At 69.5% G+C, this 22513-nt stretch carries 23 protein-coding genes and 2 pseudogenes; 12 read left to right on the forward strand and 13 right to left on the reverse strand.

The features are described from left to right. The first annotated feature begins 158 nt into the window (after positions 1-158). Positions 159-578, forward strand: a complete 420-nt coding sequence (locus tag Apa02nite_RS43505) for a hypothetical protein (protein WP_203830337.1) — start codon at positions 159-161, stop codon at positions 576-578. A 282-nt stretch (positions 579-860) separates the two neighbouring features. Then, positions 861-1577 carry an alpha/beta fold hydrolase gene (locus Apa02nite_RS43510; protein WP_203830338.1) on the forward strand — a complete coding sequence of 239 codons (717 nt, stop codon included), beginning with the start codon at positions 861-863 and terminating at the stop codon, positions 1575-1577. 132 nt (positions 1578-1709) lie between these two features. Here the strand turns inward: Apa02nite_RS43510 and Apa02nite_RS43515 are convergent, their stop codons facing one another. Genes Apa02nite_RS43515 through Apa02nite_RS43525 form a run of 3 tightly spaced genes read right to left on the reverse strand, consistent with a single transcriptional unit; the run spans position 1710 to position 4776 of the window. Beyond that, complete coding sequence (locus tag Apa02nite_RS43515; protein ID WP_203830339.1) at positions 1710-2894, reverse strand: ABC transporter permease; 1185 nt, start codon at positions 2892-2894, stop codon at positions 1710-1712. Then, positions 2891-3547 carry an ABC transporter ATP-binding protein gene (locus Apa02nite_RS43520; RefSeq protein WP_239164974.1) on the reverse strand — a complete coding sequence of 219 codons (657 nt, stop codon included), beginning with the start codon at positions 3545-3547 and terminating at the stop codon, positions 2891-2893. The genes Apa02nite_RS43515 and Apa02nite_RS43520 overlap by 4 nt, the downstream gene beginning before the upstream one ends. Before the next feature lie 29 nt (positions 3548-3576). Continuing rightward, positions 3577-4776: an efflux RND transporter periplasmic adaptor subunit gene (locus Apa02nite_RS43525; protein ID WP_203830341.1), complete on the reverse strand. Its 1200-nt coding sequence runs from the start codon at positions 4774-4776 to the stop codon at positions 3577-3579. Between the two features lie 200 nt (positions 4777-4976). On the opposite strand from Apa02nite_RS43525, the gene Apa02nite_RS43530 reads away from it, so the two are divergent. From Apa02nite_RS43530 to Apa02nite_RS43540, 3 genes are read left to right on the forward strand one after another with little or no spacing between them, the layout of a single operon-like run. Further along, positions 4977-5693, forward strand: a complete 717-nt coding sequence (locus Apa02nite_RS43530; protein ID WP_239164967.1) for a response regulator — start codon at positions 4977-4979, stop codon at positions 5691-5693. A 19-nt stretch (positions 5694-5712) separates the two neighbouring features. Then, positions 5713-7455 carry a sensor histidine kinase gene (locus Apa02nite_RS43535; protein WP_239164968.1) on the forward strand — a complete coding sequence of 581 codons (1743 nt, stop codon included), beginning with the start codon at positions 5713-5715 and terminating at the stop codon, positions 7453-7455. Between the two features lie 52 nt (positions 7456-7507). Beyond that, a complete protein-coding gene (locus tag Apa02nite_RS43540; protein ID WP_203830344.1) occupies positions 7508-8122 on the forward strand; it encodes a hypothetical protein in 615 nt (204 codons plus the stop codon). 74 nt (positions 8123-8196) lie between these two features. Here Apa02nite_RS43540 and Apa02nite_RS43545 read toward each other — a convergent pair. Both Apa02nite_RS43545 and Apa02nite_RS52255 read right to left on the reverse strand, forming a co-directional pair. Beyond that, positions 8197-9465, reverse strand: a pseudogene (locus tag Apa02nite_RS43545) (carboxylesterase family protein); the annotation flags it as partial. Between the two features lie 397 nt (positions 9466-9862). Continuing rightward, positions 9863-10276, reverse strand: a pseudogene (locus Apa02nite_RS52255) (alpha-L-rhamnosidase C-terminal domain-containing protein); the annotation flags it as partial. Here Apa02nite_RS52255 and Apa02nite_RS51615 point away from each other — a divergent pair. Further along, the gene (locus Apa02nite_RS51615) at positions 10254-10514 is read left to right on the forward strand and encodes a substrate-binding domain-containing protein (RefSeq protein WP_239164969.1); all 261 of its coding nucleotides are present in this window, start codon (positions 10254-10256) and stop codon (positions 10512-10514) included. The pseudogene Apa02nite_RS52255 and the gene Apa02nite_RS51615 overlap by 23 nt on opposite strands. A 12-nt stretch (positions 10515-10526) precedes the next feature. Beyond that, the gene (locus Apa02nite_RS52145) at positions 10527-10652 is read left to right on the forward strand and encodes a hypothetical protein (protein ID WP_275412895.1); all 126 of its coding nucleotides are present in this window, start codon (positions 10527-10529) and stop codon (positions 10650-10652) included. On the opposite strand, the gene Apa02nite_RS43555 is transcribed toward Apa02nite_RS52145, so the two are convergent. The 6 genes from Apa02nite_RS43555 to Apa02nite_RS43580 form a co-directional block, all read right to left on the reverse strand. Then, positions 10647-11402 (reverse strand): HNH endonuclease family protein, encoded by a 756-nt coding sequence (locus Apa02nite_RS43555; RefSeq protein ID WP_203830345.1) that lies wholly within the window; start codon positions 11400-11402, stop codon positions 10647-10649. The two genes, Apa02nite_RS52145 and Apa02nite_RS43555, sit on opposite strands and share 6 nt — an antisense overlap. Beyond that, entirely contained in the window at positions 11399-12766 is a 1368-nt protein-coding gene (locus tag Apa02nite_RS43560) for an AAA family ATPase (RefSeq protein WP_203830346.1), read from the reverse strand. The genes Apa02nite_RS43555 and Apa02nite_RS43560 overlap by 4 nt, the downstream gene beginning before the upstream one ends. Before the next feature lie 170 nt (positions 12767-12936). Beyond that, positions 12937-13170 (reverse strand): CGNR zinc finger domain-containing protein, encoded by a 234-nt coding sequence (locus tag Apa02nite_RS43565; protein ID WP_239164970.1) that lies wholly within the window; start codon positions 13168-13170, stop codon positions 12937-12939. A 536-nt stretch (positions 13171-13706) separates the two neighbouring features. Beyond that, on the reverse strand, positions 13707-15569 hold the full coding sequence (locus Apa02nite_RS43570) for an alpha/beta hydrolase (RefSeq protein ID WP_239164971.1): 1863 nt from the start codon (positions 15567-15569) through the stop codon (positions 13707-13709). A 114-nt stretch (positions 15570-15683) separates the two neighbouring features. Beyond that, entirely contained in the window at positions 15684-16052 is a 369-nt protein-coding gene (locus tag Apa02nite_RS43575) for an STAS domain-containing protein (protein WP_203830347.1), read from the reverse strand. A gap of 79 nt (positions 16053-16131) precedes the next feature. Then, entirely contained in the window at positions 16132-17202 is a 1071-nt protein-coding gene (locus Apa02nite_RS43580; RefSeq protein ID WP_203830348.1) for an ATP-binding protein, read from the reverse strand. 285 nt (positions 17203-17487) lie between these two features. Between Apa02nite_RS43580 and Apa02nite_RS43585 the strand changes: the two genes are divergently transcribed. Continuing rightward, positions 17488-17883, forward strand: a complete 396-nt coding sequence (locus Apa02nite_RS43585) for a MerR family transcriptional regulator (protein ID WP_203830349.1) — start codon at positions 17488-17490, stop codon at positions 17881-17883. 106 nt (positions 17884-17989) lie between these two features. Then, positions 17990-18913, forward strand: coding sequence for an NADP-dependent oxidoreductase (locus Apa02nite_RS43590; RefSeq protein WP_203830350.1), 924 nt, complete (start codon positions 17990-17992; stop codon positions 18911-18913). Positions 18914-18955: 42 nt separating this feature from the next. Here the strand turns inward: Apa02nite_RS43590 and Apa02nite_RS43595 are convergent, their stop codons facing one another. Further along, positions 18956-19411, reverse strand: a complete 456-nt coding sequence (locus Apa02nite_RS43595; protein WP_203830351.1) for a YkvA family protein — start codon at positions 19409-19411, stop codon at positions 18956-18958. Positions 19412-19557: 146 nt separating this feature from the next. Between Apa02nite_RS43595 and Apa02nite_RS43600 the strand changes: the two genes are divergently transcribed. The 3 genes from Apa02nite_RS43600 to Apa02nite_RS43610 all read left to right on the forward strand — a co-directional run bounded on the left by Apa02nite_RS43600 (position 19558) and on the right by Apa02nite_RS43610 (position 21589). Continuing rightward, positions 19558-19848, forward strand: a complete 291-nt coding sequence (locus Apa02nite_RS43600) for a hypothetical protein (RefSeq protein ID WP_203830352.1) — start codon at positions 19558-19560, stop codon at positions 19846-19848. Positions 19849-19945: 97 nt separating this feature from the next. Further along, positions 19946-21040, forward strand: a complete 1095-nt coding sequence (locus Apa02nite_RS43605; protein WP_203830353.1) for a GAF domain-containing protein — start codon at positions 19946-19948, stop codon at positions 21038-21040. 186 nt (positions 21041-21226) lie between these two features. After that, positions 21227-21589 (forward strand): STAS domain-containing protein, encoded by a 363-nt coding sequence (locus tag Apa02nite_RS43610; RefSeq protein ID WP_203830354.1) that lies wholly within the window; start codon positions 21227-21229, stop codon positions 21587-21589. An 89-nt stretch (positions 21590-21678) separates the two neighbouring features. Here Apa02nite_RS43610 and Apa02nite_RS43615 read toward each other — a convergent pair whose 3' ends face one another. Then, positions 21679-22176: a hypothetical protein gene (locus tag Apa02nite_RS43615; protein WP_203830355.1), complete on the reverse strand. Its 498-nt coding sequence runs from the start codon at positions 22174-22176 to the stop codon at positions 21679-21681. Positions 22177-22513 lie beyond the last annotated feature (337 nt).

Raw genomic sequence — 22513 nt, forward strand, 5'->3', positions numbered from 1 at the left:
TCGATCCCGGCCGCCGGCACCACGCCGGTAGCCGCCGGGAAGGCGGCGCCGGTGCTGCACTGTGCGCAGCACCGGCGCCCTCGGTGCCCATCGGCTCGGGCACCCGGCAAGATCGATGCCCGTGCCGGGTGTATCCCACGATGTCGTAGCCTGACCCGATGACGCACCCCCAGCCGACGAGTCGCGCAGCGTGGCCGCTGCGCTGGCTGCTGGTGGTGCTGACCCTGACCGGCCTCGGGCTGTTGCAGGGCGCGCACTGCGGCGCGACCCACCCGCCGCACCTCGGCGCGAGCACCGACGACCGGCTGGGCACCACAGCACACGCCGGATTCGCTGCCGGTAACGACGTCACGCACGGTGACCACCCGGGCGGTGCCGAACGGCCGGCCTCCGGCGCGACCACCGAGGACTGCGACGCCGAGGCGCGAACGACCACCTTCACCATCGTCAGCGCGGCTGCGGTGCATCCACCGGTCACGATCACCCGCATCGGCGCGACCAGGCCGCGCCCGGCACCACCACGCCCGCGCCCGGTCAGCGCGGCCACACTCAGCCAGCTCGGCATCAGCCGCATTTAGGACACCGGCCGCGCTGCCCCGCCACCAGGGGCAGCTCATCGCCATCACGGCTCAGCCCTCCGCACGGAGGCCCGCGCCGTTGTGCCGCGCACCTGCGGTGCTGTCCTGAACATTTCGCGTTGAAAGCCGACTTTTCATGACTTCGTCTGGCATCGTGCCGTCCAACACTTTCTTTCGCGCCGCCACCCGCGGCGAGCGACCGGGCCGCTGGGCACACCAGCCGCATGGCCCTGCCGGCCCGAGTCCGGAAGGCTCCGGCCGTGACGCAGCGGTGGTGCAGCGATGAAGGAGCAGATCCTTCCGCCGCTGCGCACCAGCCACGCGTGGCAAGGCCTCCAGGGCCGGTGGTGCTACGACACGTGGGGCCGCAACGGCCGGCCGGTGGTGCTGCTGCCCGCCGTCCTGTTCGGCCGGGAACTCTGGTGGCCCCTGGCTGCCGAGCTGCGCCCACACGCCACGGTGATCGCCGTCGACCTGCCCGGCCACCGCGACAGCGGTGACCGGCGCGGGCGGTACACGCCCGACGACCTGATCGACGATCTCGCCGGCCTGATCTACAGCCTGGGTGTCCGGCGGGCTCCGGTCGTCGTCGGGCACGCCTCGTCGGCGGCGCTGGCGACCCTGTTCGCTACCCGGTACGCCACCCACGCGGTCGTCACCGTCGACGCCACCGTCCCCGCGGACCCGGCGACATCGGCAGCCATCGACGGTGCGGCGTACCTGGCCGCCCTGCCCCTGGACGACATCCCCGCGGCGTTCCGGTCGCTGGCCCAGCCCAGCGACGAATCCGGCCTGCTCCGCGCCTACCAGCCATGCCTCGACCTCACCGTGACACCGGCACCCGGCACGGCGGCGCTCGCCGTGCACAGCAGTCCGCCCGTCAGCTGCCCCGGCGCCGCGAGGCACTGCTGGCAGCAGCACATCTACCACCGGCCCGGCCGGTTCGCACACCTGACCGACGTGCGTCGCCTGGCCTCGGACATCACCACCCTGGTGTGAGGTGGCCGGCTCGGACCTGCCGGCGGACCGGAGCCGGGCCGCCGGTGACGGTGAGGTCGCGGCCGAACAGGTTCCCGCCGGCGCCGCCAGCGTGAGCGCCGCTCGTGGCGGTCCGGCCCGGCAGGTCGTCGGTCAGGTTCCGCTGAGCGCCTCGGTGGGCATGAGCCGGGCGGCGCGCATCGCCGGGTAGGCGCCGGCGACCGCGCCGATCAGCGCTGCCCCGCCGAGGCCGGTCAGCGTGGCACCGGCGGGGATGACTACCGGCCAGTTCTGTGACCACGCGTATCCGGTGGTCGCGGTGATGCCGAGCAGGGTTCCGCCGAGGCCGCCCAGCGCGGACAGCACGACCGCCTCGGTGAGGAATTGGGCCCGGATCTGGCCGCGGTGGGCGCCCAGTGCGCGGCGCAGCCCGATCTCGGCGCGCCTTTCCAGTACCGAGATCACCATGGTGTTGGCGACCCCGATGCCGCCGACCAGCAGGGCCACCGCGGCCAGGCCGAGGAACAGCGCCGAGAAGCTGGTCTGGGTGGCCCGTTTGGCGGCCAGCGCGTCGGACGGGGCGGTGACCTGGACATCGGACGGGTGCTGCGGGTCGACGGTGGCGGGTAGCACGGCCCGGACGGCCTCGATGTAGTCCTCCTGAGCCTGCAGGAAGATCACCGTGGGATGGCCGTCGAAATGCAGCAGCGTACGGGCGGCGTGCCAGCCGATCAGCACCGCACGGTCGATGTCGGGGTGCAGCGCGATGCTGTGCAGGATGCCGATGACGGTGAACCACTGGTCGCCGATCATCACCTGCGGCGGGGTCGCACCGGCGGGCAGGTCGCTGAAGCCGAGCCGGGTCGCGGCCACCGAGCCGAACACCACCATCGGCAGTTTTTCACTGGTGGCGTCGAGGAAACGACCGGCGCGGACTGTGCCGTTGAGGGTGGTCAGCAGGTTGCTCTTGCCGGCCAGGACGGTCAGGCCGAGCCCGTCCTGGGAATCGGTGCGGTCGTTGCGGCGGACCACGGTGTGTGTGTTGGCCACGGCGCTGGCGGTGAGGACCGGTCCGATCCGCGCCGCCATGGCGGGTGCCTCCTCCGGCAGGGTCACCGGCGGGTCGCGATCGATGGGTGCCACCTGCAAGGTGTTGGTGCCCAGTGCCGACAGGGTCCGCAGCAGGTCCGCCTGGCTGGATGCCGGAATGCCGGTCACCACGACCATCGTCGCGATGCCGATGGAGATCCCCAATGCCGACAGCAGTGCTCGCATCTTGCGGGTGCGGATGCCGATCAGGCCGACACCGAGCAGGTCACGAGGGCCGAGCCGGCTCATGCGGCACTCTCCGGCGAAATCACGTCCGCGATGAGGCGCCCATCGCGCATGTGTACCTGCCGTGGTGCCTGGGCGGCGATGTCCCGATCGTGGGTGATGAGCGCGATGGTCGTGCCTTCCGCATTCAGTTCGGTCAGCAGTCTCAGTACGGCCTGGCCGTTGACCGTGTCGAGGGCACCGGTCGGTTCGTCCGCCAGCACCAGGACCGGACCGTTCACCAGGGCTCGGGCGATGGCAACCCGCTGCCGCTCACCGCCGGACAACTCGTGCGGGCGGTGGGTTATCCGATGGCCGAGCCCGACCCGGTCGAGGGCCTCCTCGGCCATAGCGCGCCGGTTGCGCCGCGGGATGCCGGCGTAGAGCAGGCCGGTGGCGACGTTCTCGGCGGCACTCAGCCCGGCGGTGAGGTGAAACTGCTGGAAGATGAAGCCGAGCCGCCGGCCGCGAATGTCGGACAGGTCGCGGTCGGAGAGCCGGGTGACGTCCTGGCCGAGGATCTCGATCGTTCCGGAGGTGGGCCGGTCGAGCGTCCCCATGATGTTCAGCAGGGTCGACTTGCCGGAGCCGGAGGGACCGACGATGGCCAGCATTTCGCCCTGTTCGATCCGCAGGGACACCTCGTCGAGCGCGGTGACCTCCGGGGCATACCGCATGCTCGCCCGGCGCACCGACAGCACCGTGCTCACGACGTCGTCACCACGGTCATGCCCTCGTTGATGCCGGTCCCGCTGACCTCGACCTGACCGTCGGCGAAGATGCCGGTCTTGACGGCGATCAGGGCGCCGGCGGGTGTCTGCAGCGCGTACCCGCCCTCTTGCAGCGCGAGCAGCGCGCTGATCGGGACGGTCAGGACCTGTTTGTGGGTCTGCGCCGCGAAGGAGACCTGCAGATCGGCCGAGTCGACCAGCTTGAGCTTCGACGGCTGGTCCAGGACGAGGGTGATGGTGAGTTTCGGGCTCGACGGGTCACCGCCGTCCGGGGTTTGTAACGCCGTGCCCACCGAGGTCACGGTGGCCGGCGCAGTGGTGCCGTCGGAGAGGGCCACCGTGGCGTGATCGCCGTTGTCGACGGCGGCGGCCTCACTCCGGTCGGCCAGCACGGTGATCACTTTGCTGGTCGACGTGGCCGACAGCAACTCTCCCGTGGCGGGGGCACCGACCTGCGCCGATAGTGCACTGACGCGGACCGCGGCCGGGAGCACCAGGACGGAACCGACCGTGAGCTCGCCGCTCGCCGGGAGCTCGAGGTGTCGCTGCCAGGCGGTGATCGCGTTGATCAGGGCCGCGGTCAGGACTGCTTCACCGTCGTGGACCGTCCTGGTGACGACCCGTGCCGGGAGATGCGTCCGGGTGGTGGTCGGCCCCTTGTCTGTCGTGGCAGCAGGCGAAGGAGCGCTGCCGGGCGCGTCGGTCGTGGCGCCGGGCGCCGGCATATCCGTTGTGGCGGCGGACGGGACGGACTGGGTGACGGCCGTTCCTGGTGCCGGTTGTCTGCCTACCTCGTAGCCCAGGGCGCGCAGGTTGTTGAACACCATCCGCACGTCGCGCCCCACGGTGCCCCTGGTGTCCAGATCCCGGAAGAGGGGGATCTTGCCGTAGAACAGCGGCACGGATTGGTCGTTTACCGCGTACACCCGCTGTCCGCGAGTGATCGTCGTCCCGGCGGCCGGCAGCCAGGTGATCACTCCGGTCCCGCTGCCGGTGATGACGCGGGTCGCGCCGTAACCGAGAGTTCCGGAGATGGTGCGCGCGGTGGAGATGTCCCCTTTGGTGACCGTCGTGGTCGCCGTCGGGGTCACCGGTTCCGCTCTCTGGTCGGCAGCGGCGGCTCGACCGGCCCACCGGGCGAAGCCGAGACCCAGGCCCAGGACGGACAGGGCCACGATGACGCAGACGACGCCGGCAAGACGGCGTCGGCTGCGGGATCGACTCGGCCTGGATGCCGCCGAGATGGCCGATCCGGCGGGCCCGGATCGCGGGATCATTCGCATACCGGCAGGTTGCCGGGCGATTGTCGAGAGATTGTCAAGAGAAAAGCCGAGCGTTTGGCGACGGTCGCCGGTGGCGGCCTATAGTCCGCCGGGTGTGCGCTGACATTCTCGTCGCCGAGGACAACCGCCGTCAGGCCGACCTGGTGGGCAGCTACTTGCGGGCCGAAGGTCATCGGCTCCTCGTCGTGCACGACGGGCGCGAGGCGCTCGCCGAGGCACGCCGGACGCGACCGGATCTGATCATTCTCGACGTGATGATGCCGGGCCTCGACGGCCTGAACGTGTGCCGAATCCTGCGTAAGGAGTCGTCGGTGCTGGTCCTGATGCTCACCGCCCGGTCCGGTGAGGACGACTTGCTGCTCGGGCTGGATCTGGGCGCCGACGACTACGTGACGAAGCCGTACAGCCCGCGGGAGTTGGTGGCTCGGGTGCGTACCCTGCTGCGGCGAGTGGATCGGGTCCGGGTCGACGACGACCTGCTGCACGTCGGTGACCTGACGATGGATGTACCCCGGCGGGTCGTCACCATCGGAGAGCGAGAAATCTCGTGTACGCCGGCCGAGTTCGCGATCCTGGCGATGCTGGCCGGGCAGCCCGATCGGATCTTCACTCGCGGCCAGCTGCTCGCACACGCCCAGGGACTGGACCGGGACTCCACCAACCGGGCGGTCGACACCCACGTGCTGAATCTGCGGCGCAAGATCGAGAACAACCCGCGGCATCCGGTCCGGCTGCTGTCCGTGTACGGCCTCGGATACAAGCTCACCGATCCGTCCGTCGCGCCGAAAGACGCTGATGCGCCGTCCTGACCTGCCGTGGCATCGTAGTTTGATCATTCGGCTGCTGGCGACGTCGATCCTGATAGCCATCGCTGCGATCGCGGCGACCGCTTGGTTCACGGCCAGGACGACGACCCGGGCCATCGCGCAGCAACAAGGTCGCTCGCTCGCCGACGACACGCTGATCTACGACACGCTGATCGGATTCGCCGCCACCCACTCGAGCTGGGACGATGTCTCGCCCACCGTCGCGGACCTGGGCAGACGTACCGGCCATCGGGTCACCCTGCTGACCCGGGACCGCCAGCCGATCGCCGACTCGTCGGCAGGGCCGAGCCTGCAGGCTACCCGGCCGTCGGCCGTCGTCGACCCGCTCCGGGTCAACCCCGACAGCAACGATGCGGGCAAGGCAACCATCGATGCTCGCGCGGTCGGGCCGTACCGGCTCCCCACTCGCGAGCGCCAGGAACTGGACGACTACGCCCGCCAGTCCCTCGCGTGCGTGAAGAGCAACGTCAATGCGCGGTTGACACACACGCCCAGCGGCCGTCCCGTCGTGACCCCGGACCCCTTCGGTGCCGGTTGCGAATCCAACGGATTGCAAGACCCGACACCGACCGAGGTGAAGGCACTGCGGACCCTACGGGGCCTGATGGGCAGTTGTCTGGGCCAGAAGGTGCCGGGCTCCATCTATGTCGATCAGCAGTTCGCCGTGCTGAGCAAAGGTGTGCCGTTGCCTCGCGGCGTCAGCCTGGAAAAAATCCAGCGATGCCTGCAATCCGCTCGCCAGGTGCAGCTCACCCCCTACGTGGCGCCGGCCGCACTACTTTTCATCACTGACCACGAGGCCGGTGCGCCGGCCACCTCGATCAGCCTGACCCGTCCCAACGTCATCCGGATCGCCGTGGGCACCGGACTCGTGCTGATCATCGCGGTGGCGGTCACCCTCCTGGTCGGCACCCGTCTGGTCCGGCCGCTGCGGCGGCTCACCGCGTCCGTCCGCCGCCCGGTCGAGCAGCAGAGCCGGGTCCCGGTCGGCGCCCGCGATGAGATCGGTTACCTGGCCGTGGCCCTCAACGATCTGTTCGACCGGCGGGAAACCCTGGAGGCGCAGCGTAAAGCCCTGGTGAGCGACCTGGCCCATGAACTTCGCACGCCGCTGACCACCATCCGTGGCTCCATCGAGGCCGCCCAGGACGGTATGACACCGACCGACGCAAAGCTGCTGGATGTACTGCTCGAGGAGACGTCCCTGCTGCAACGTGTGGTGGACGATCTGCGCGACCTGGCCGCCGCGGACACGGGAGACCTGCAGCTCTATCCCGAGTACGTGTACGTCAACGACGTCCTGACGCAGGTCGCCGATGCACACCGCAGGATCGCCGAGTCTCAGCACATCCGCCTCTCGACCGATTTCACCGTCGACCCGCAGCTGTCGGTGGACCCGGTCCGGCTGCGCCAGATCGTCGGCAATCTGGTCACCAACGCCATCCGGCACACCGACAACGGTGGTGTCATCACACTACGAACCGCCGCAACCGGCGATCAGTTCGTCATCGAGGTAGCGGACACCGGAACGGGCATCGCACCCGCCGACCTGCCACGAATCTTCGACCGCTTCTGGCGCGCCGACTTCTCCCGTAGCCGAACCACCGGCGGCAGCGGCCTCGGCCTGGCCATCGCCCGCAAACTGATCGAGGCCCACGACGGCCACATCACCGCGACAAGCCGGCTCGGCGTCGGCAGCACCTTCACCATCACCCTGCCCCAGGCCCGCCAAGCACCGGTGTGACCCGGTTAGAGGTCTCGACAGTTCGCTGACATTGCTCGGTGAGGATTCCGGCATGTCCATCATCGGAGTTTCTCGTTCGCGGAGCGCGGCCGTGGCTGTCACCGCCGCCGTCTGCCTGGCTCTCGTCGCCGGCTGCAGCAGCGCTGCCACGACCGATTCCTCGTCCGGCGCCCAGGCCACCACGGGTGTCGCCAGCATCCAGCAGCCGTCCGCCGCCGCCTCGGCCACGGCGGTATCAGCGGAGCGCCCCCTCATCCGGCTCGACGCCTCCGACGAGGAGATCACACGGGCGGCAGATGTCTTCACCACCTGCCTGCTGACGAACGGCCTCCCCAAGGCAGCCGTCATGAAGGGCGGGTACACAATCGATCCCGCCAACATTTCGGACGCCTGGGGCCCGTTGTCCGACAAGGTGCGGGCCGACCTCAAGAAGAATTGCGCATCGAAGCAACCCGAATTTGCGCGGGACCCTGCCAGGCGGCTCGACCCGGCCTACGCCGACCACATGGAGGCGTTCATCAAGTGCCTCAACGACCACGATATCAAGGCTGTCCTCCAGGACGGCGAGTTGTCGTCGATCGACGTCATGCCCACCGGGAGCAAGGCTCACTGGATGCAGGACTGCGAACAAGAGGGGTTCGCCAGCTATTACTCGACGTTGAAATGATTGCCGCCACTCGACGTTGACACGATTGCCGGGCCGGACGTCCTGTCCGGCCCGGCAATCCGGCCACGATCACCTCACGGGCGCCGGTCCTCCCAGTACAGACGCTCGGCCTTGTCCAGGTCATGGACGACTTTGCACTCCGCATCGATCCACATCGTGGCGCGCGACTTCGATGTGTAGGCGGGCCAATGCGGGGCGCCAGGCGCGGCGGGATGGCCGGTGCGAGCGAATCCGGCCCACAACGCGCTCATGTGGCGGGAAGTGTCCTGCCGTCCCGGCACCGCGTCGCTGCTCAGGGTGGTGAACTTGAGGGGGATGTCGGCGGCGTGCGGTGAGCCGAGCGGGAAGTCCATGCCGGGCACGAGGGTGGGGTCAGGGTAGGCGAGATGGTACATGTACACCGGTGCGCGGCGCTGCGCCTGCTTGGCTTCGGCGATCTTGATGGCGTCGCGCCAGATCGGTGAAGTGGTGATCGCGAAGTACAACTGGGCCGGGGTGGCGTCCGGCCGTGACTTGCGGAACGTGTCGATGATCCGGTCGAGTTCGGCGCCCTGGTAGGTGCCGCTCAACCGGCTGCGCAGGCCGGCCCCGTCGATGCGGAAGATGTCCGGCGGGCCGAACAGGCTGAAGAACACCGTTTCGTCGCGGCAAGTGCCGACCATCAGCGGTTTGCCGGCCGAGAACGGCGCGGCGCCGTCGGCGAACGGGTGCCGCGGGATGACGTGACCGTCGACGAAGGCGCCGAAGCCGGGCAGCACCGGGTCGGGGTCGCCCCACGGCGCGACGCCGTTGGCGGCCTCGGACTGCTGGATCTCCAGCAGCCGCGCGGCCGGGATGTCGTGCAGCTTGCCGGTGTCGCGGGCGGTCAAGCCGAGCAGCTCCAAGGTCCGCCGTGCCCGGTTGGTGGCACCGGCGCGGCGGGGGAACCGCAGCGGAGCGGCGCTCTCGATCGAGGCCTTGTGGAACAACCGCGAAGCCGCCGGCATGGTGTAGACGGCCGCGGTCTTGGCGCCGCCGCCGCTCTCACCCCAGACCATGATGTTGTCCGGGTCGCCGCCGAAGTTCGCGATGTTCTCGGCCGTCCAGCGCAGCGCCGCGAGGATGTCGAGCATGCCCTGGTTGGCGGCGTGGTCACCGCCGGTGAGGTCGCCGAGGAACAGGTAGCCGAGCAGGCCGAGGCGGTGGTGGGATTCGACGACCACCACGTCGTGGCGCTGCGCGAGACGGGTGCCGTCCTGCCCGGTGGCCGAACCGGATCCGATCATGTAGCCGCCGTGGTTGTAGAACATCGCCGGCCGGCGTCTGCGGTCGGCGGCCGGGGTCCAGACGTTGAGGTAGAGGCAGTCCTCGGACGGGGACGCCGAGGAACTTGACGATGCCGTCCTCGCGCCGGCCGCGCACCCGGCCGTACCGGGTCGCGGCCTCGTCGCTGTGCCGGGTGCCGTGGGCCTGCGCGGGCAGCGGCACGCTCAGCGCGGCGGCCACCGACAGCGACCCTCCGATCAGGGTTCTGCGGGTCATGCCAATGTCCATGATCAAACCTCCTTCGACGGGCGCACGACGGTCACGTGATGCTGAAGGTGTAGGTGCCGGACGGCACCTGGTAGACGGCGTAGCCGTCGGTGGTGCGCAGGAACGTCGCGCGGTGCGGGGTACCGGCCACCCGGCCGCCCGGCCGCCCAGGGTGGGCATACAGATCTTGACGGCGGTGTTCGGCGGGACGGTGACGGTCAGCCGCAACCGGTCGCCGACGCGCGTCCACTCGCTGCGGGCGGTGCCCTGCGGGGTGGTGTAGTGGCCCTTGACGAAGGTCAGGTCACCGACCACCTTCGGCCGGAAGACCATTTCCCGGTACGCACGGTCGGCGCCATGCCGATGGTGCCGCCGCTGGCACGCGGGCCGTCGCCGGTTCGGCCGACACCCAGTCGGCCAGGGCCGCGTCGACGAGGTGACCGACCGCCTTCTGCCGGGCGATGTAGTCGGCGAAACGCACCATCGGCGCGTAGTAGCGGGCCGCGGTCTCGGTGTCGCCGTAGAGCCGGCGCAGAAACCGGGCACCAGGATGATCGCGTCACCCCAGTTGATCTCGTCGCCGAAGCGGCCGGTGTAACCCCAGTCGTAGAACGGGGTCTTGAGTGCGCCGTTGCCGGCCATCGGGGAGTCCGCGATCGACTGCCCCACCCAGCAGGGCGGCTATCTCGGCGCCCAGCAGCTGCTGGCCCGCCCGGTGCGCCCCACCGCCATCTTCGCCGGCGCCGACGTCGTCGCGCTCGGCACCATGGAAGCGATCGCCGAAGCCGGTCTGACGGTGCCCGGCGACATGTCGGTGGCCGGCTACGACAACAGCGCCCTCGCCGCGTTCGGGCCGATCTCGCTGACCAGCGTGGACTAGGACGGCCGGCAGATGGGCGCGAACGCGGCCCGCCTACTGGTCGACCGGATCGGCCAGCGCGACCGCCGCACCGCCCAGATCACCCTGTCACCGACCCTGGTCGTGCGGCGCACCACCGCGGCACCCCGTCTTTCATGAACCTGTGACGAGCAGGGCCTTACGAACCTCCCGGTCACGGAGCACTTTCACGATTTCCGGTAGGCCGGCGAAGATGACGGCTGCGCCGGGTTGCTCGACCTGGCGCAGCATCGCTTGGCAGACGTCGGCGCACGGCTGTTGCCGGATCATGTGCAGCAGCGTGGCGGGTCGATAGTTGTTTTCGCCGCGCACGGCGCCGGGCCATGCTCGCAGGCACAGGATGACGACCTCGTAGACGTTCTGTCGTGCTCGCGCCAGAGGATAGCGGTTCAGGCCGAACACCTCGATGGTGTGGCGGCCCTTCTCCGTCAGCGCTCGATACTCGCCTGCCGACAATGACAGCGTCAGATGCTCGAACGGGTCTTCGGCTGTCGGATCGATCAGGAGCGGCTGTCCGTGCTCGTCAACGGGGAACAGCTCACGTTTGTGGTGACTGTTGCAATGTGAGCAGGCCAGAAGATGGTTCAGCCAGTCGAACGTGCGCAGCGGATTGCGCGTCAGTGGCTCGTGGTGGTCGATGTCCGTGCCGAAACTATCTCCGCAGTACATGCAGCGTTCGATCCCCGGGGCCATCGTCTGCAGAACAGTACGCAGCGGCTCGACTACGTTCGTCCGGGTGCTTGTTCTGCGCCAGAGCGACCGCGCCGTCGCGGTCCGGGTATCCGCGGCGGCGGCCTCGATGAGGTCGGTCAGAGTCGTCATCCGGTTGCCGACGTCAGCTGGCAATGACTCGCGACGGATCGGGATCACGGGCGGAGTTGCTCCGCATCCGACACCAGCCGTGCGGCGATTTCACCGACCCGGGCGGTGGGTGAGCTGGTGAGCAACTCGCGCAGTTGTAAGTAGCGCTGCACGGAAGGTTCGTCGGCCTCGCCGGTGATGACTGTTGTCTCCAAGTCCACCAGCTCCCGGCGTAGCTTGACTGCCTGCTCCGAGTACGGCGTGTCCAGGCCGAACAGCTCCGACATGACGGCGTCGTCGCCGCTGCCGTAGACGATCCGCTCGTACAGATCCTGGTCCACGATCTGTGGCGGGCTGCTTTCGTCGGGTCCGGGCAGGCGGATGAGCCCGTTCTCGTCAGCGGATTGGCAGATGTAGGGACTGTGCGTGGTGACGATGAATTGTGTCCGCGGGAAGTGCTGCTTGAGCCAGCCGCCGATGCGTTTCTGCCATGACACGTGCAGGTGCGCATCAACCTCATCGATGATCACCACACCGGGTGCGAGGACCGCGGTCAGCCCGCCGATGTCGGTGACTTCCAGGCTTCCGTATGCCTCGTGGACCTGTTTCAGCAGGTCGACAACCAGAGCGGCGACGGTCCGGTATCCATCACTCATCTCGCGGAGCGGGAACCGGTGGCTGCCCCGTTGGACCCAGAGGCCGTCCGAGTTGACCTCCTGGATCTGGTAGCCGTCGGGCAGCAGGCCATCGCCGAGGACGGCGAGCGCGGCCTCTTTGAGCTCGGTCGCCCCGGCGCGGTTCTCCAGCGATCGCAGATGCTGCTCGATGAGCCAGCTGACACCTTCAGCGAGTGATGCCTCCTCTTCGAACAGACTCGCCATCCGCGCGGCAGGACCGCGGCTGAGCATCAAGCGCTGCGCGTTTCCTGAGCCACCGGCAAGGCGACGGAACGGGCCATATGCTGCGCAAAACCAGCCCGCTGGATTATCGGACCATGGCCCCCGTCTGGCTGCCGTCATCCCGTGCGGCCCGAGTTCCGGCTCACCGATCGACGGCTGCCTGTCGCGTACGCGGAAGAGGTCTTCCTCGGAAACCTTCCAGCTCAAGCCGGCCCAGAACGGCGCTCCGGGCGGACGGCCTTTTGCCCCGAAGCTGTCGACATCCGGTTCGTTGGTCAGTTGTACCGCGGCGATGGCCTGTGGTTTACCTACCGACACCCAGCTCGCGAAGTCGGTGACCAGGTTACGAGCTACACCAGGGCCACCAATGGCGAGAGCGACAGCCCGCAGCAGAGAGGTTTTCCCCGAGCCGTTGCGGCCAGCAAGGACTGTCCACCCAGCCAGAGTGCCGTCCGGCCGGGTGAGGTCAAGCGAGACGTCGCGGGCGTCATGGAAACCCCGCACGCTCTGCAGCTTGATCTCTTTGATGTACACCTGACATCCCCTCGCCTGCGGCCGCAGGCTCATATCTCGAGATCACGCCTGATCGGAGTTAGCGTATCCAGCCGAGCATGTAGCTGGATCCTCAACCAGGCCGCATCCCACCAGGATGGCAGGGCGTGTCGGGATATCCGTCCACGGGTCAGAGGCGTTCATCGACAGGCTCAGTTGCGGGGCTCGCCGGCTGCGGACTGGCGGACGCGGTCGTAGTGGCGGCGGGCCTTCACGCGGTTTCCGCAGACCGCCATCGAGCACCAGCGGGCGCTGTTGGGCTTGCTGTGGTCGATCAGGAAGAGGCGGCACTCCGGGTTGTTCAGCAGTGCCCCGGACCACCGCTTGAAGATCGTCGCGGGCGGCGCGGACGGCTCGCCACTCCTCGGGTGAGGCGTCTCGGCCACGGTCCCTCAGCCACGCACGGCCGGCGTCGGTGTCGGCGAGTTCGTCGAGGTCGACGCCGTCGGCGACGGGTGTGGTGTTCAGCAGCTCCAGGAGGAACTGCTCGTCCGCGCGATCCACGTCTAACCGCCATTCCACCGGAACCTGATTCCGGCCCTGGCCGATCGCTACCACGTCATCGCGCCCGGCGCCGACGAGTTCGCGTACACCTTCGACGCCCTGACCGACCTGACGTCGGGGCTGCTGTACCAGCTGGGGCTGACCTGTTACGCGATCTACGTGCAGGACTACGGCGCGCCGCCGCGCTGATGGCCGCGACGCAGCGCCCGGTTCGCGACATGGTGTTCACCGAGGCCTCCGGCGCGCCCGCCCGCCGCGTACTCAGAATGGTCCGTTCGAACGTCCTGTCCCACGCACCGTGTCCATGGCCTCACCGTATACATCGGTGTCTGCCCACCAGGGCCGCCCGATCCCGGGTGTGTGAAGTTCCGGCGTGGAGCTCGCCGGAACTTCACACACCGTCGGGGTCAGCCGATCGTCACCGGCGGCCGGTGAGGATCGATACCGGCTGCGGCGCGACCACCGGCGGCAGCCGCTTGCCGGCCGTCGCGCTCATCGTGGTCGCGGTCGCCGGGTCGCCTCCGGGGTCGATCGGCTCGGTGAACGGCTGGTGCTCGGCGGCACAGACCTTGCCCTTGGCCGGCAACGCGGCGCTGAGCAGGTACCTGTCGATCGCGCCGGTCGCGCAGGTCCCCGTCCCGTATGCGGTGTGCCCCCAGTTGTCGCTGGTCAGCAGCCGCGAGTTGGGCAGCTGCCGGCTCATCGCCACGGACGAGTCGTAGTTGGTCGCCGGGTCCCAGAAGTTCCCGACGAGCAGCACCGGAGCGGACGTCCGCTTGGTGAACGGCCCCCGGTACGCATCCTCGTCCCGCACCGTCCAGGTGGTGCGGGCACAGGGGACGTCGATGTATCCCCACGCCTTCCCGAAGTACGGCGCCTGCCGGTCCCGGACGGTTGTCGCAGCCGGCCAGCTCGCGACGTTCTTCGGGTGGGTGCCGTCGGTGCAGACCACGCCCATGGTCGCCTCGAAGCCGTTGTCGTACGGGAAGTCGTACCCGGTCGCCCGGGCGGTCCGGATGCGGTGCAGCACCGAGGCTCGTGCCGTCGACACCGCGGACGAGGACCCACCCTTGATCAGCGCGGCGACGTCCGCCGCCAGTTGCATGGTGCTCTCGCCGGCGTACGGCGAGTAGAGCATGCTGAGTTCGGCGCCCACGAAGTCGGCGTAGGTGATCGTGTAGGTCCCGCTCTCGTCGCTCACCACGACCGGCTTGGCCTTGAGGCTCGTGGCGATTGCCGCGAAGTTCGCCTCCGGGTTACCCGCCGCGAACGCACAGTACTTCTCGCCGGCCTGGTCACACCGCTTGAAGATCTCCTTCAGGGCGCGGTAGGCGCCGTTCGCCGAGTGCAGCCGGGCGTCCAGGATCTGATTTCCGGCCGAGCCCGCGCCGACCCAGGCCCGCGGATCGAGGTTGCCGTCGATCGCGAGGGCCCGGACCCGGTCCGGGAACATGTTGGCGTAGTACTCGCCGAGCGCGGTGCCGTAGCTGAAGCCGAGATAGGTCAGCTTCTTGTCGCCGACGGCACGGCGGACGACGTCCATGTCCCGGGCGACCTCGGCGGTGGACATCGCGCCGGAGAGCGGTTTGCCGGTGGTCGAGCAGGCCTTCCCGAGCGCCTTGGCACCGGCGAGGTACGTCGCCTCCTGCTTCGCCCCGACCGGGAAGGCGATGTTCAGTTTGTTCAGCACCGCGGTCTGCGCCTTGACCGACCGGAAGCACTTGATGTTGGCGCTGGCCCCGATGCCGCGCGGGTCGACGCCGACGACGTCGAACTTCTGCAGCACCGACTCGCTGAGGAAGTACGGCGCGTCCAGCGCGAACGAGGTGGCCGAGCCGCCCGGGCCGCCCGGGTTGACGAACAGGCTGCCGATCTTGTGTTTCTGGTCCTTGGCCTTGACCCGGAGGACCGCGATCTCGGTCTTCGCGCCCTTCGGCTTGTCGTAGTCCAGTGGCAGCTTCACGGTCGCGCACTCGGCGATCCCGTAGCACTTGTACCACCCGAGTTTCGGGGTGGGCACCGAGTCGACCCGTTTGCGCTCGGCCTTGCTGGTCTTGGCCGGCGTCGCCTGGACCGCAGCGGCCCCGGCCGGTGTCGCCTGGACCGTAGCGGCCCCGGCCGGTGTCGCCTGGACCGTAGCGGCCTCGGCCGAGGCCGTGGATGCCTTGGCGGGGGACGCCGCCTCGGCGGGAACGGACACACCCGCGACCAGAGTGATACCGGCGATGCCGGCGGCCATCAGGCGTGATCTTGATAGGTGCATGCAGAGCCCCTTTCGCATGAGGCTCGCATCGTAGGGTGTCGATGCACGCGGAACGATCCACGTCGGAGCGGGAGTCCAGCGTCTCGGCCCCTACGGCAGGGCGACGACCATGGCCGCGTGCGGCGGCAGAGGTCAGCGCCGGTGGGGTCCGGTGGGTGGCCGGTAGCCGAGCAGGGTGGGGATCCGGCAGAGCCGCATCAGGACCTGCACGGCGGTGCCGGCCCCGGTGATCCGGGCTGTCGGGTGATGGCGCTGCCCGGCACCGTCGGGGTCGAAGGTTTGCAGGAGGCGCAGGCCGGTCAGGTCGCAGAAGCCGACGGCGGACAGGTCCAGGTCGAGGTGACGGTGGTGGGGATGGCTGTCGAGGATGGCGGCCAGCTGGTGATCAAATGCCGCCATCGTGGTGGCGTCGAGGTCACCGATCACCGTCACGACAACCGTGCCGGCATCGGCGGCTGCGGGGGTGGCGACGAGCACGAGGCGCGGGCCGGCGTCGCTCATGTGCGGCACCTGCCCTGGGATGGCGCCCCGGTGGTGCGGCGGCGGGCGACGGCCGGACCGGGCCGGGTACTGACGGTGGTCACGGCGAAGAGGCGTGTTCAAGCCGGTAACTCAGCAGCATCCGGGTACCCGTGATGTCGGTGGTGATGTCCAGACTGGTGCAGGCCTGGCGGATGAACCACAGGCCGTGCCGGTCAGTCGGGTCCGGGTCGGTGCCGGTGTCCGGAGAGATGCCGGGATGCTGGGGCAGGGCGGTGATGTCCATGCCGGGACCGTGGTCGCTGATCTCGCACCACAGCCGGTCGTCGCGGCGCCACAGCAGCAGTTGCCCGTAGCCGCCACCGTGGTTGACCGCGTTGAGCATCGCCTCGTGCACGGCGAGCACGAACCGGGCGACGTCCTGGTCGGACAGCCCGGCGGCGGTGCTGACCGCGCGCACGTGGGAGCGGACCGTGGCCAGGGTGAGGCGGTTGAACCAGCGGGCCAGCGGCACGGCCGGCGGCTCGGCGTCGAGCCCGACGCGCGCATCGGCCGGGGCGCCGGCGGGCCGGCCGAGGGTGTGGTGGCCCCGGCGGGCAGCGGCGAACGCCGTGGTGAAGTCCAGGCCGAGACGTTCCAGCGTGAGCAACTCGGCGGCTGCCGCGGCGAACGCCACCGCGGTCGGATACTGGGTGTCCAACGGGCCAGGGGTACGCCGGTACAGGTCGACGGCGCCGTCGTGGCGCACCGCGCCGGCGTGCAGGGGCAGCGCGAACACCGCCCGGGCACCGGCAGCCAGCGCAGCCTCGGTGAATCGCGGCCACCGCTGCGCCCACGGCTCGATCCGCAGATCGGCGGCCAGCACCGGCCGGCGCATCCCCGCGGCATCGCGGCACGGCCCCTCGTCCAGGCTGTACTGCGCGGACTCCAGCCGGGCGCTTGCCGCATCGCTGCTGAACCGGGTCTGCGGCACCGACCCGGCCGGCGGGCCGACATTGCGGGGCCCGGCCGACAGACCGAGCCCCGCAATGTCGGGCAGGAGCACCGCACCGGCCCGGCACAGGTCGGCCACATCGGGTCCGTGGGTACCGATCAACTCCCACACCCGGCTGTCACCACGCCGGCCGGTGCCGTCGACACCGGGCTGGCGGGCCGCATATTCGTCTGTCATGACCGCGGGACCTCGTCTTCGTCCACGCCGGCCGCCGCGTCGGACCCTCGGCTACCCGCGACCGCCGGCCACTTACCCCCCCCGGCGGGAACATTCTCCGCCACGTCGAAGGGGACACTCACCACCGACGCTACGCCCTCACCCGCCCCGGCCACAGCACTCAAACGTGGCAATCCGTGCCATGGAGGCCAACACACCTCCACCTCCCGCATCCTCGCCATGTGCGCCGCCCCGTTCGGCGCCTTGCGCAACAGGCAACCCCGGACCGCGCGTAGCCTTGCGGGGATGCGGATCGGTGAGCTTTCCCAGCGTACGGGTGTGAGCGCGCGCTCACTGCGGTACTACGAGGAGCAGGGACTGCTGAGCAGCTCACGCTCCGGCGCCGGGCAGCGGCACTATTCCGAGGCCGAGGTCGCGCGCGTGACGCTGATCCGGCAGCTGTTCGACGCGGGCATGTCCAGCCGGGTGATCGCGTCGGTGCTGCCGTGTGTGGATGTCCCGAGTGACCCGGGCGTCACCGCGTCGGCGTTCGTGACGATGACGCGTGAGCGCGACCGGATCGACGCCGACATCGCGCACCTGGTCGAGACCCGGGATGCGCTCGACGTGCTGATCGGGATCAACCGGCGGCACTGGGCGGAGCTGTCCACCGCTGCGGAGCCGGTGACACCGGCGGCCTGATGCTGTGACGCGTGACTCAGGCGGTTGCCCTTCACATCGGTGTCAGCAGTGAGGATCGCTGCAGAGCCCGGAACGGTCCGGGCCGGTCACGCGGAGGCGGAAAAAAATGGGACAGGCATGGGGATTCGGCAGCTATGGCGGGCCCGAGGTCCAGGAGCTCTTCGAGCGTCCCGACCCGGTCCCCGGGAGCGGCGAGGTGCTGATCCGGGTCGAGGTGGCCGGCGTGAATCCGCTTGATCACCTCGTACGCTCAGGTCTTGTCCCTGGTCTTGACGGCGGACGGCCGTTTCCCCTGGTGCTGGGGATGGAGGCGGCCGGAACCGTGCTCGCCCGGGGTGAGGGTGTCGAGGGGCTCGAGGTGGGTGACGCGGTCTTCGGGTTCGCGCTCACCGGTGGCGGCACCTACGCCGAGACGACGGTGCTGTCCGCGCCGAACACCGCGCGCATCCCGGCGGGCCTGTCCGCGGCCGTGGCGGCGACGCTGCCGGTGGCCGGGACGACCGCGGTGGATGCGCTCGACCAGCTCGGCCTCCCGGCCGGTGCCACGATCCTGGTCAACGGCGTCGGCGGCGGGGTCGGCCTGCTCGTCGCCCGGCTGGCCGCCGAGCGCGACCTGCGGGTGATCGGCATCGGCAGCACCGCCAAGCGCGAACCCGCCGAGGCCGTCGGGGTGCGGTTCGTCGACTACACCGCCGGGGACGTCGTCGCCGCGGCCCGCGAGCTTGCCCCGGGCGGCGTGGACGGGATCGTCGACCTGGTCGGCGGCACGTCGCTGCGGGCGGTCGCCCCGCTGGCCAAGGATCCGCGCACCGTCATCGCCGTGGATGACATGTCGGTGGCCGAGATCGGTGGGCGTTTCGTCGAGCGGCGCCTGGACCGCGAGAACCTGGAGCGGACCGCCCGGCTGGCCCTCGACGGCGTCCTCACTCCCGCGATCACCGCGGTGCATCCGCTGTCCGACGCTCCGGCCGCCCTCGCCGCCGTCGAGAACGGTCACACGTCCGGCAAAGTGATCATCAAGGTGGGGTGAGCCGGCCGGCCGCCTCACCCGCCAGCCAGCCGGCCGGCCGCCTCACCCGCCGAGGCCGCCGAGGCCGGTGAGGCGGCTGAGCGCGGCGAAGCCCTCGTCGGTCCCGGGCCAGTGCCGGCGGACCGCGTCGACGCCGGCCCGGCGCACCGTGGACCGCAGGACCGCGGTGACGATGATGGCATCGTCGGCATACCCGAGCACGGGAATGAAGTCGGGGATCAGGTCGAACGGGAACGCCAGGTAGGCCAGGAGCACGCCGATGCGGATCCGGACACCGCGCGGCAACCGCTGATCGGCGGCGAGACGACGCAACAACCGCAGCAGATCGGGCAACAGGCGAAGAGCTTCCTTGAGCTGAGCTCGACCAGGCCGCGCGACCAACAGGGCGATCAGCAGAGCGAGCCAGACCACCAGCAGCGCGACACCGGCGCCGATCAGGGTCTGCCACCACCAGGCCATGTGCTGCTCCCCCGCGGCCGTCAACGACAGGTTCACCATGCAACGCTCCTCGGTCCGGGCATCCGTCCCGACGGTAGCCCGCCGGCCGGGCCGGGCCGCATATGCCAGGGTCCGGCGGCGCAGGTGCCCTGGACCTGCTCACCTCGATCCACCGAACGACCTACCGCATGACGAGGGTGAATGGCGTGTCCGAAACCCACCTGGCGGACGCACTCGTGACATTGGCCGACACGCTCGTCGACGACTTCGACGTGATCGACTTCCTGCACGGCCTCACCGAACACCCTCAACCTTTTCGACACCGCACCGGCGCGCTCCCCGCGGAGAAGCTGCGGATCGGCCGAGCCATGGCCGACGTCGCCACGATAGGACTACTGCAGCAACGCGCCATCGCGGATCCGAGCGGACCGCCCCCGCGTCCCCCGGCGCCCACACCACCACGCGACATCGGGCGTAGCATCACGTCCAAGGAGTAGCGCCGCTCCGCCGGAGCAGGATCTGAACACCCTCCGCGCGAAACATGCCTCCTGCCTCCAGACCCCGGGCCGGGTTCCATCCGCCTGGGGGTTAGCCATGACCGACCGCACACCACATCGCAGCGTCATCACCGTGGCCACACCGGCCCGCACCCACCGTGCGGATACCTCGGCAGAGCGTGGGCCTGCTCCCGGTCACACGTACTCCGGCAGTCCGGTGAGCGCCGGACAGCTGCCTTCGGCCGAATTCCCTGCCCGCCAGGCACCGGCGCCATCGTTTCCCGGTGTTCCGATCCAGATCGGGGCACCCGCGTCCGGCAGTCCGTACCCCGCAGGCAATGCCGATGCCGAGACATTCCCGGCCGACGACGAAGAACTGGTGACGGTGCTGGCGGCAGTCGCCGGCGGCGCTACAGCGCTGTTGCACGAGTCTCGCCGACGCCAGCAGTGGCAGGCCGCGATGACGGAGCTGTCCACCGCCGTGCTGGGCAACGACGATCCGGTCGGTTTCGCGCTGCCGCAGATCGTCGTCCACGCGACCAGCGCATCGTCCGCCGCCGGAGTGTGCGTCTGCGTACCCGCAGGGCAACCGGACATGTTGCTGGTCGCCGCGGGCGGCGGCGTCTACACCGACAGCATCGGTACCACCTTTTCCACCGCAGGATCCGTCTACGCCGACGCGCTCGCCGACCGTAGACCCGCTGTTGTCGCCGACTGGTACGCGAGACCCCGCGCCGACGGACAGCTTCTCGACGGAGTCGGGCCGGCCGTGGCGCTGCCGATGCGTAACGACGCTGCGGTCACCGGTGTGCTGTTCGTGTGCAACCAGCGCGCCGCTCCCCGTTTCGACGCCCTGGACCTCGAGCTCTTCGGCGGTTACGCCCGCCACGCCGCTCTGGTCATGCAACTGGCCCTGGCCCGACACGACAATGTGCAGCTGCGGCTGAGCGACGATCGCCAGCAGATCGGTGACGACCTGCACCACCACGTGCTGCACCGCGTGTCCCAGCTCGGCATCGACCTGCACGGCATTGCTGCTCGCCTGCACGACAGCACCGCCCAGGCCACGATCATGACCGCCATCGACGACACCGACACGATCATCCGCGAACTGCGTTCCGCGATCTTCTCCCTGCATCGCCTCGAACCGGCCCGGCCCGGCGCCATCCGGCATCCCCCAGCAGCCGAGTGAGAGCCAGCGCGGTACCGGGTACGCCACAGCAACGCTGACCAGCTCCGAAACCTCCCGCTGTGCGGCTGTCGAGAGCTACCGCCCGCGCCGGGACGCATCGGCACTGCCACACCTTGACTCATGACGACGGGTCCGGACCCTGCTCGATCGCCCTTGCCAGCAGAAGTCACCAGTCCGGAGGACCCCATGTCCATCACGCCGCGGGTGTCATCACCCGCTCAGCTCAGCCTGCAGACGACGAACCCGGCAGCGGGCATCGTCCACATCGCCGTCGCCGGCGAGATCGACCTCAACAACACCGGAGAACTCCGGGCGCAGCTGTTCCACGCCCTCCGCACACGACGTCCGCACCACATCGCCGTCGACCTCGCCGGGGTGAGGTTCATCGACTGCGGTGGCCTCGCTGTCCTCATCCTGCTCAGCCAGGCAGCCCTGAGCAGCGGCTGCTGCTTGGAGTTCACCGATCCACCGGCTTTCCTCCTGCGCATGCTCAAGGAGACCGGGACGCTCAGCATCCTCACCGTTCATCCGACGGGGCCTCCCACGTAGCCGGCCGGCTCGCCACAGCGGACCACAAGCAGCACGGCGGCCGCCCGCTCAAGCGCCCTCCTGGCCCGGCGAGGGCCTCCGGCACACCGTCAGCGACGCTGCCCACTCCCGAGCATCACGAACTGACACGAGCCGTCATGATGTCTGCGCAACGTGCACGTGTCTCCGGTGGGCAGATGCACCCGGCCGCATTCACCCTGCCGAGCCAGATCCTCGTTGATGGACGGGATGTGCAGTTCCGGCAGATCGCCGCGATCGAGATTCTTGTTCACCAGGTCCTCCTCGGGTAGATCAGATGGTGGGGTGGGTGCGCCGGTCGCCGACTCGCTCGATGGCCGGCCGGTGGACAGCCGTGGGGTGTGCAAGCCGTCCACGGTGGCGGGGACCTCGATGGTCGCGCTCGACGACAGGACCGCCACCTCGAGTGCGGTCGTCGTCAGCCACGCCGCGGACAGCGCCTCGCCATCACACGCCCCGGCGAGCCGCCGGATTCGATGAGGTGAGCGGCACACGAGGACAGCTGCGATCTCGTCGGCATGAAAGCTCCTGCCACGGGGCGACAAGTCAGCCACCAGGGTCCGGAGCAACCATCCGAACCCTACGCCTGTCCCGCGCCGTCGCTCAGCACTACACCTCTTCCGACTCGGCCGGGCCGGCATCCGCGCCGTCCGGCCGACCTCCCGCGACGGCTCTGGCCGGCTCGAACGGTTGCGGCGATGCGGGCTGCGCTGACGAGAAGCGCGGCACCACCCGGCGGGCGTACAGTCGATGTGCCGCTCTGGTCCCCGGTGGCCACCGACCCGCCGCCGCGCATTCCCCTCGACGAGGCGAACGCGACCGAACGTCCTCGCCATGGTGCACATGTCGCCATTTCCGCCATGACGGCACGGGCATTACCGATCGCCGTTTTCACCGCATTGATGG

Source organism: Actinoplanes palleronii (assembly GCF_016862315.1).
GTDB lineage: Bacteria > Actinomycetota > Actinomycetes > Mycobacteriales > Micromonosporaceae > Actinoplanes > Actinoplanes palleronii.

What these genes read in the sequence shown, in the direction of transcription:
- Apa02nite_RS43505 (WP_203830337.1), top strand. Translation starts at nt 159, where the DNA reads ATGACGCACCCCCAGCCGACGAGTCGCGCAGCGTGGCCGCTGCGCTGG.
- Apa02nite_RS43510 (WP_203830338.1), top strand. Translation starts at nt 861, where the DNA reads ATGAAGGAGCAGATCCTTCCGCCGCTGCGCACCAGCCACGCGTGGCAA.
- Apa02nite_RS43515 (WP_203830339.1), bottom strand. Translation starts at nt 2,894, where the DNA reads ATGAGCCGGCTCGGCCCTCGTGACCTGCTCGGTGTCGGCCTGATCGGC.
- Apa02nite_RS43520 (WP_239164974.1), bottom strand. Translation starts at nt 3,547, where the DNA reads ATGCGGTATGCCCCGGAGGTCACCGCGCTCGACGAGGTGTCCCTGCGG.
- Apa02nite_RS43540 (WP_203830344.1), top strand. Translation starts at nt 7,508, where the DNA reads ATGTCCATCATCGGAGTTTCTCGTTCGCGGAGCGCGGCCGTGGCTGTC.
- Apa02nite_RS52145 (WP_275412895.1), top strand. Translation starts at nt 10,527, where the DNA reads ATGGGCGCGAACGCGGCCCGCCTACTGGTCGACCGGATCGGCCAGCGC.
- Apa02nite_RS43570 (WP_239164971.1), bottom strand. Translation starts at nt 15,569, where the DNA reads ATGCGAAAGGGGCTCTGCATGCACCTATCAAGATCACGCCTGATGGCC.
- Apa02nite_RS43575 (WP_203830347.1), bottom strand. Translation starts at nt 16,052, where the DNA reads ATGAGCGACGCCGGCCCGCGCCTCGTGCTCGTCGCCACCCCCGCAGCC.
- Apa02nite_RS43580 (WP_203830348.1), bottom strand. Translation starts at nt 17,202, where the DNA reads ATGACAGACGAATATGCGGCCCGCCAGCCCGGTGTCGACGGCACCGGC.
- Apa02nite_RS43585 (WP_203830349.1), top strand. Translation starts at nt 17,488, where the DNA reads ATGCGGATCGGTGAGCTTTCCCAGCGTACGGGTGTGAGCGCGCGCTCA.
- Apa02nite_RS43590 (WP_203830350.1), top strand. Translation starts at nt 17,990, where the DNA reads ATGGGACAGGCATGGGGATTCGGCAGCTATGGCGGGCCCGAGGTCCAG.
- Apa02nite_RS43595 (WP_203830351.1), bottom strand. Translation starts at nt 19,411, where the DNA reads ATGGTGAACCTGTCGTTGACGGCCGCGGGGGAGCAGCACATGGCCTGG.
- Apa02nite_RS43605 (WP_203830353.1), top strand. Translation starts at nt 19,946, where the DNA reads ATGACCGACCGCACACCACATCGCAGCGTCATCACCGTGGCCACACCG.
- Apa02nite_RS43610 (WP_203830354.1), top strand. Translation starts at nt 21,227, where the DNA reads ATGTCCATCACGCCGCGGGTGTCATCACCCGCTCAGCTCAGCCTGCAG.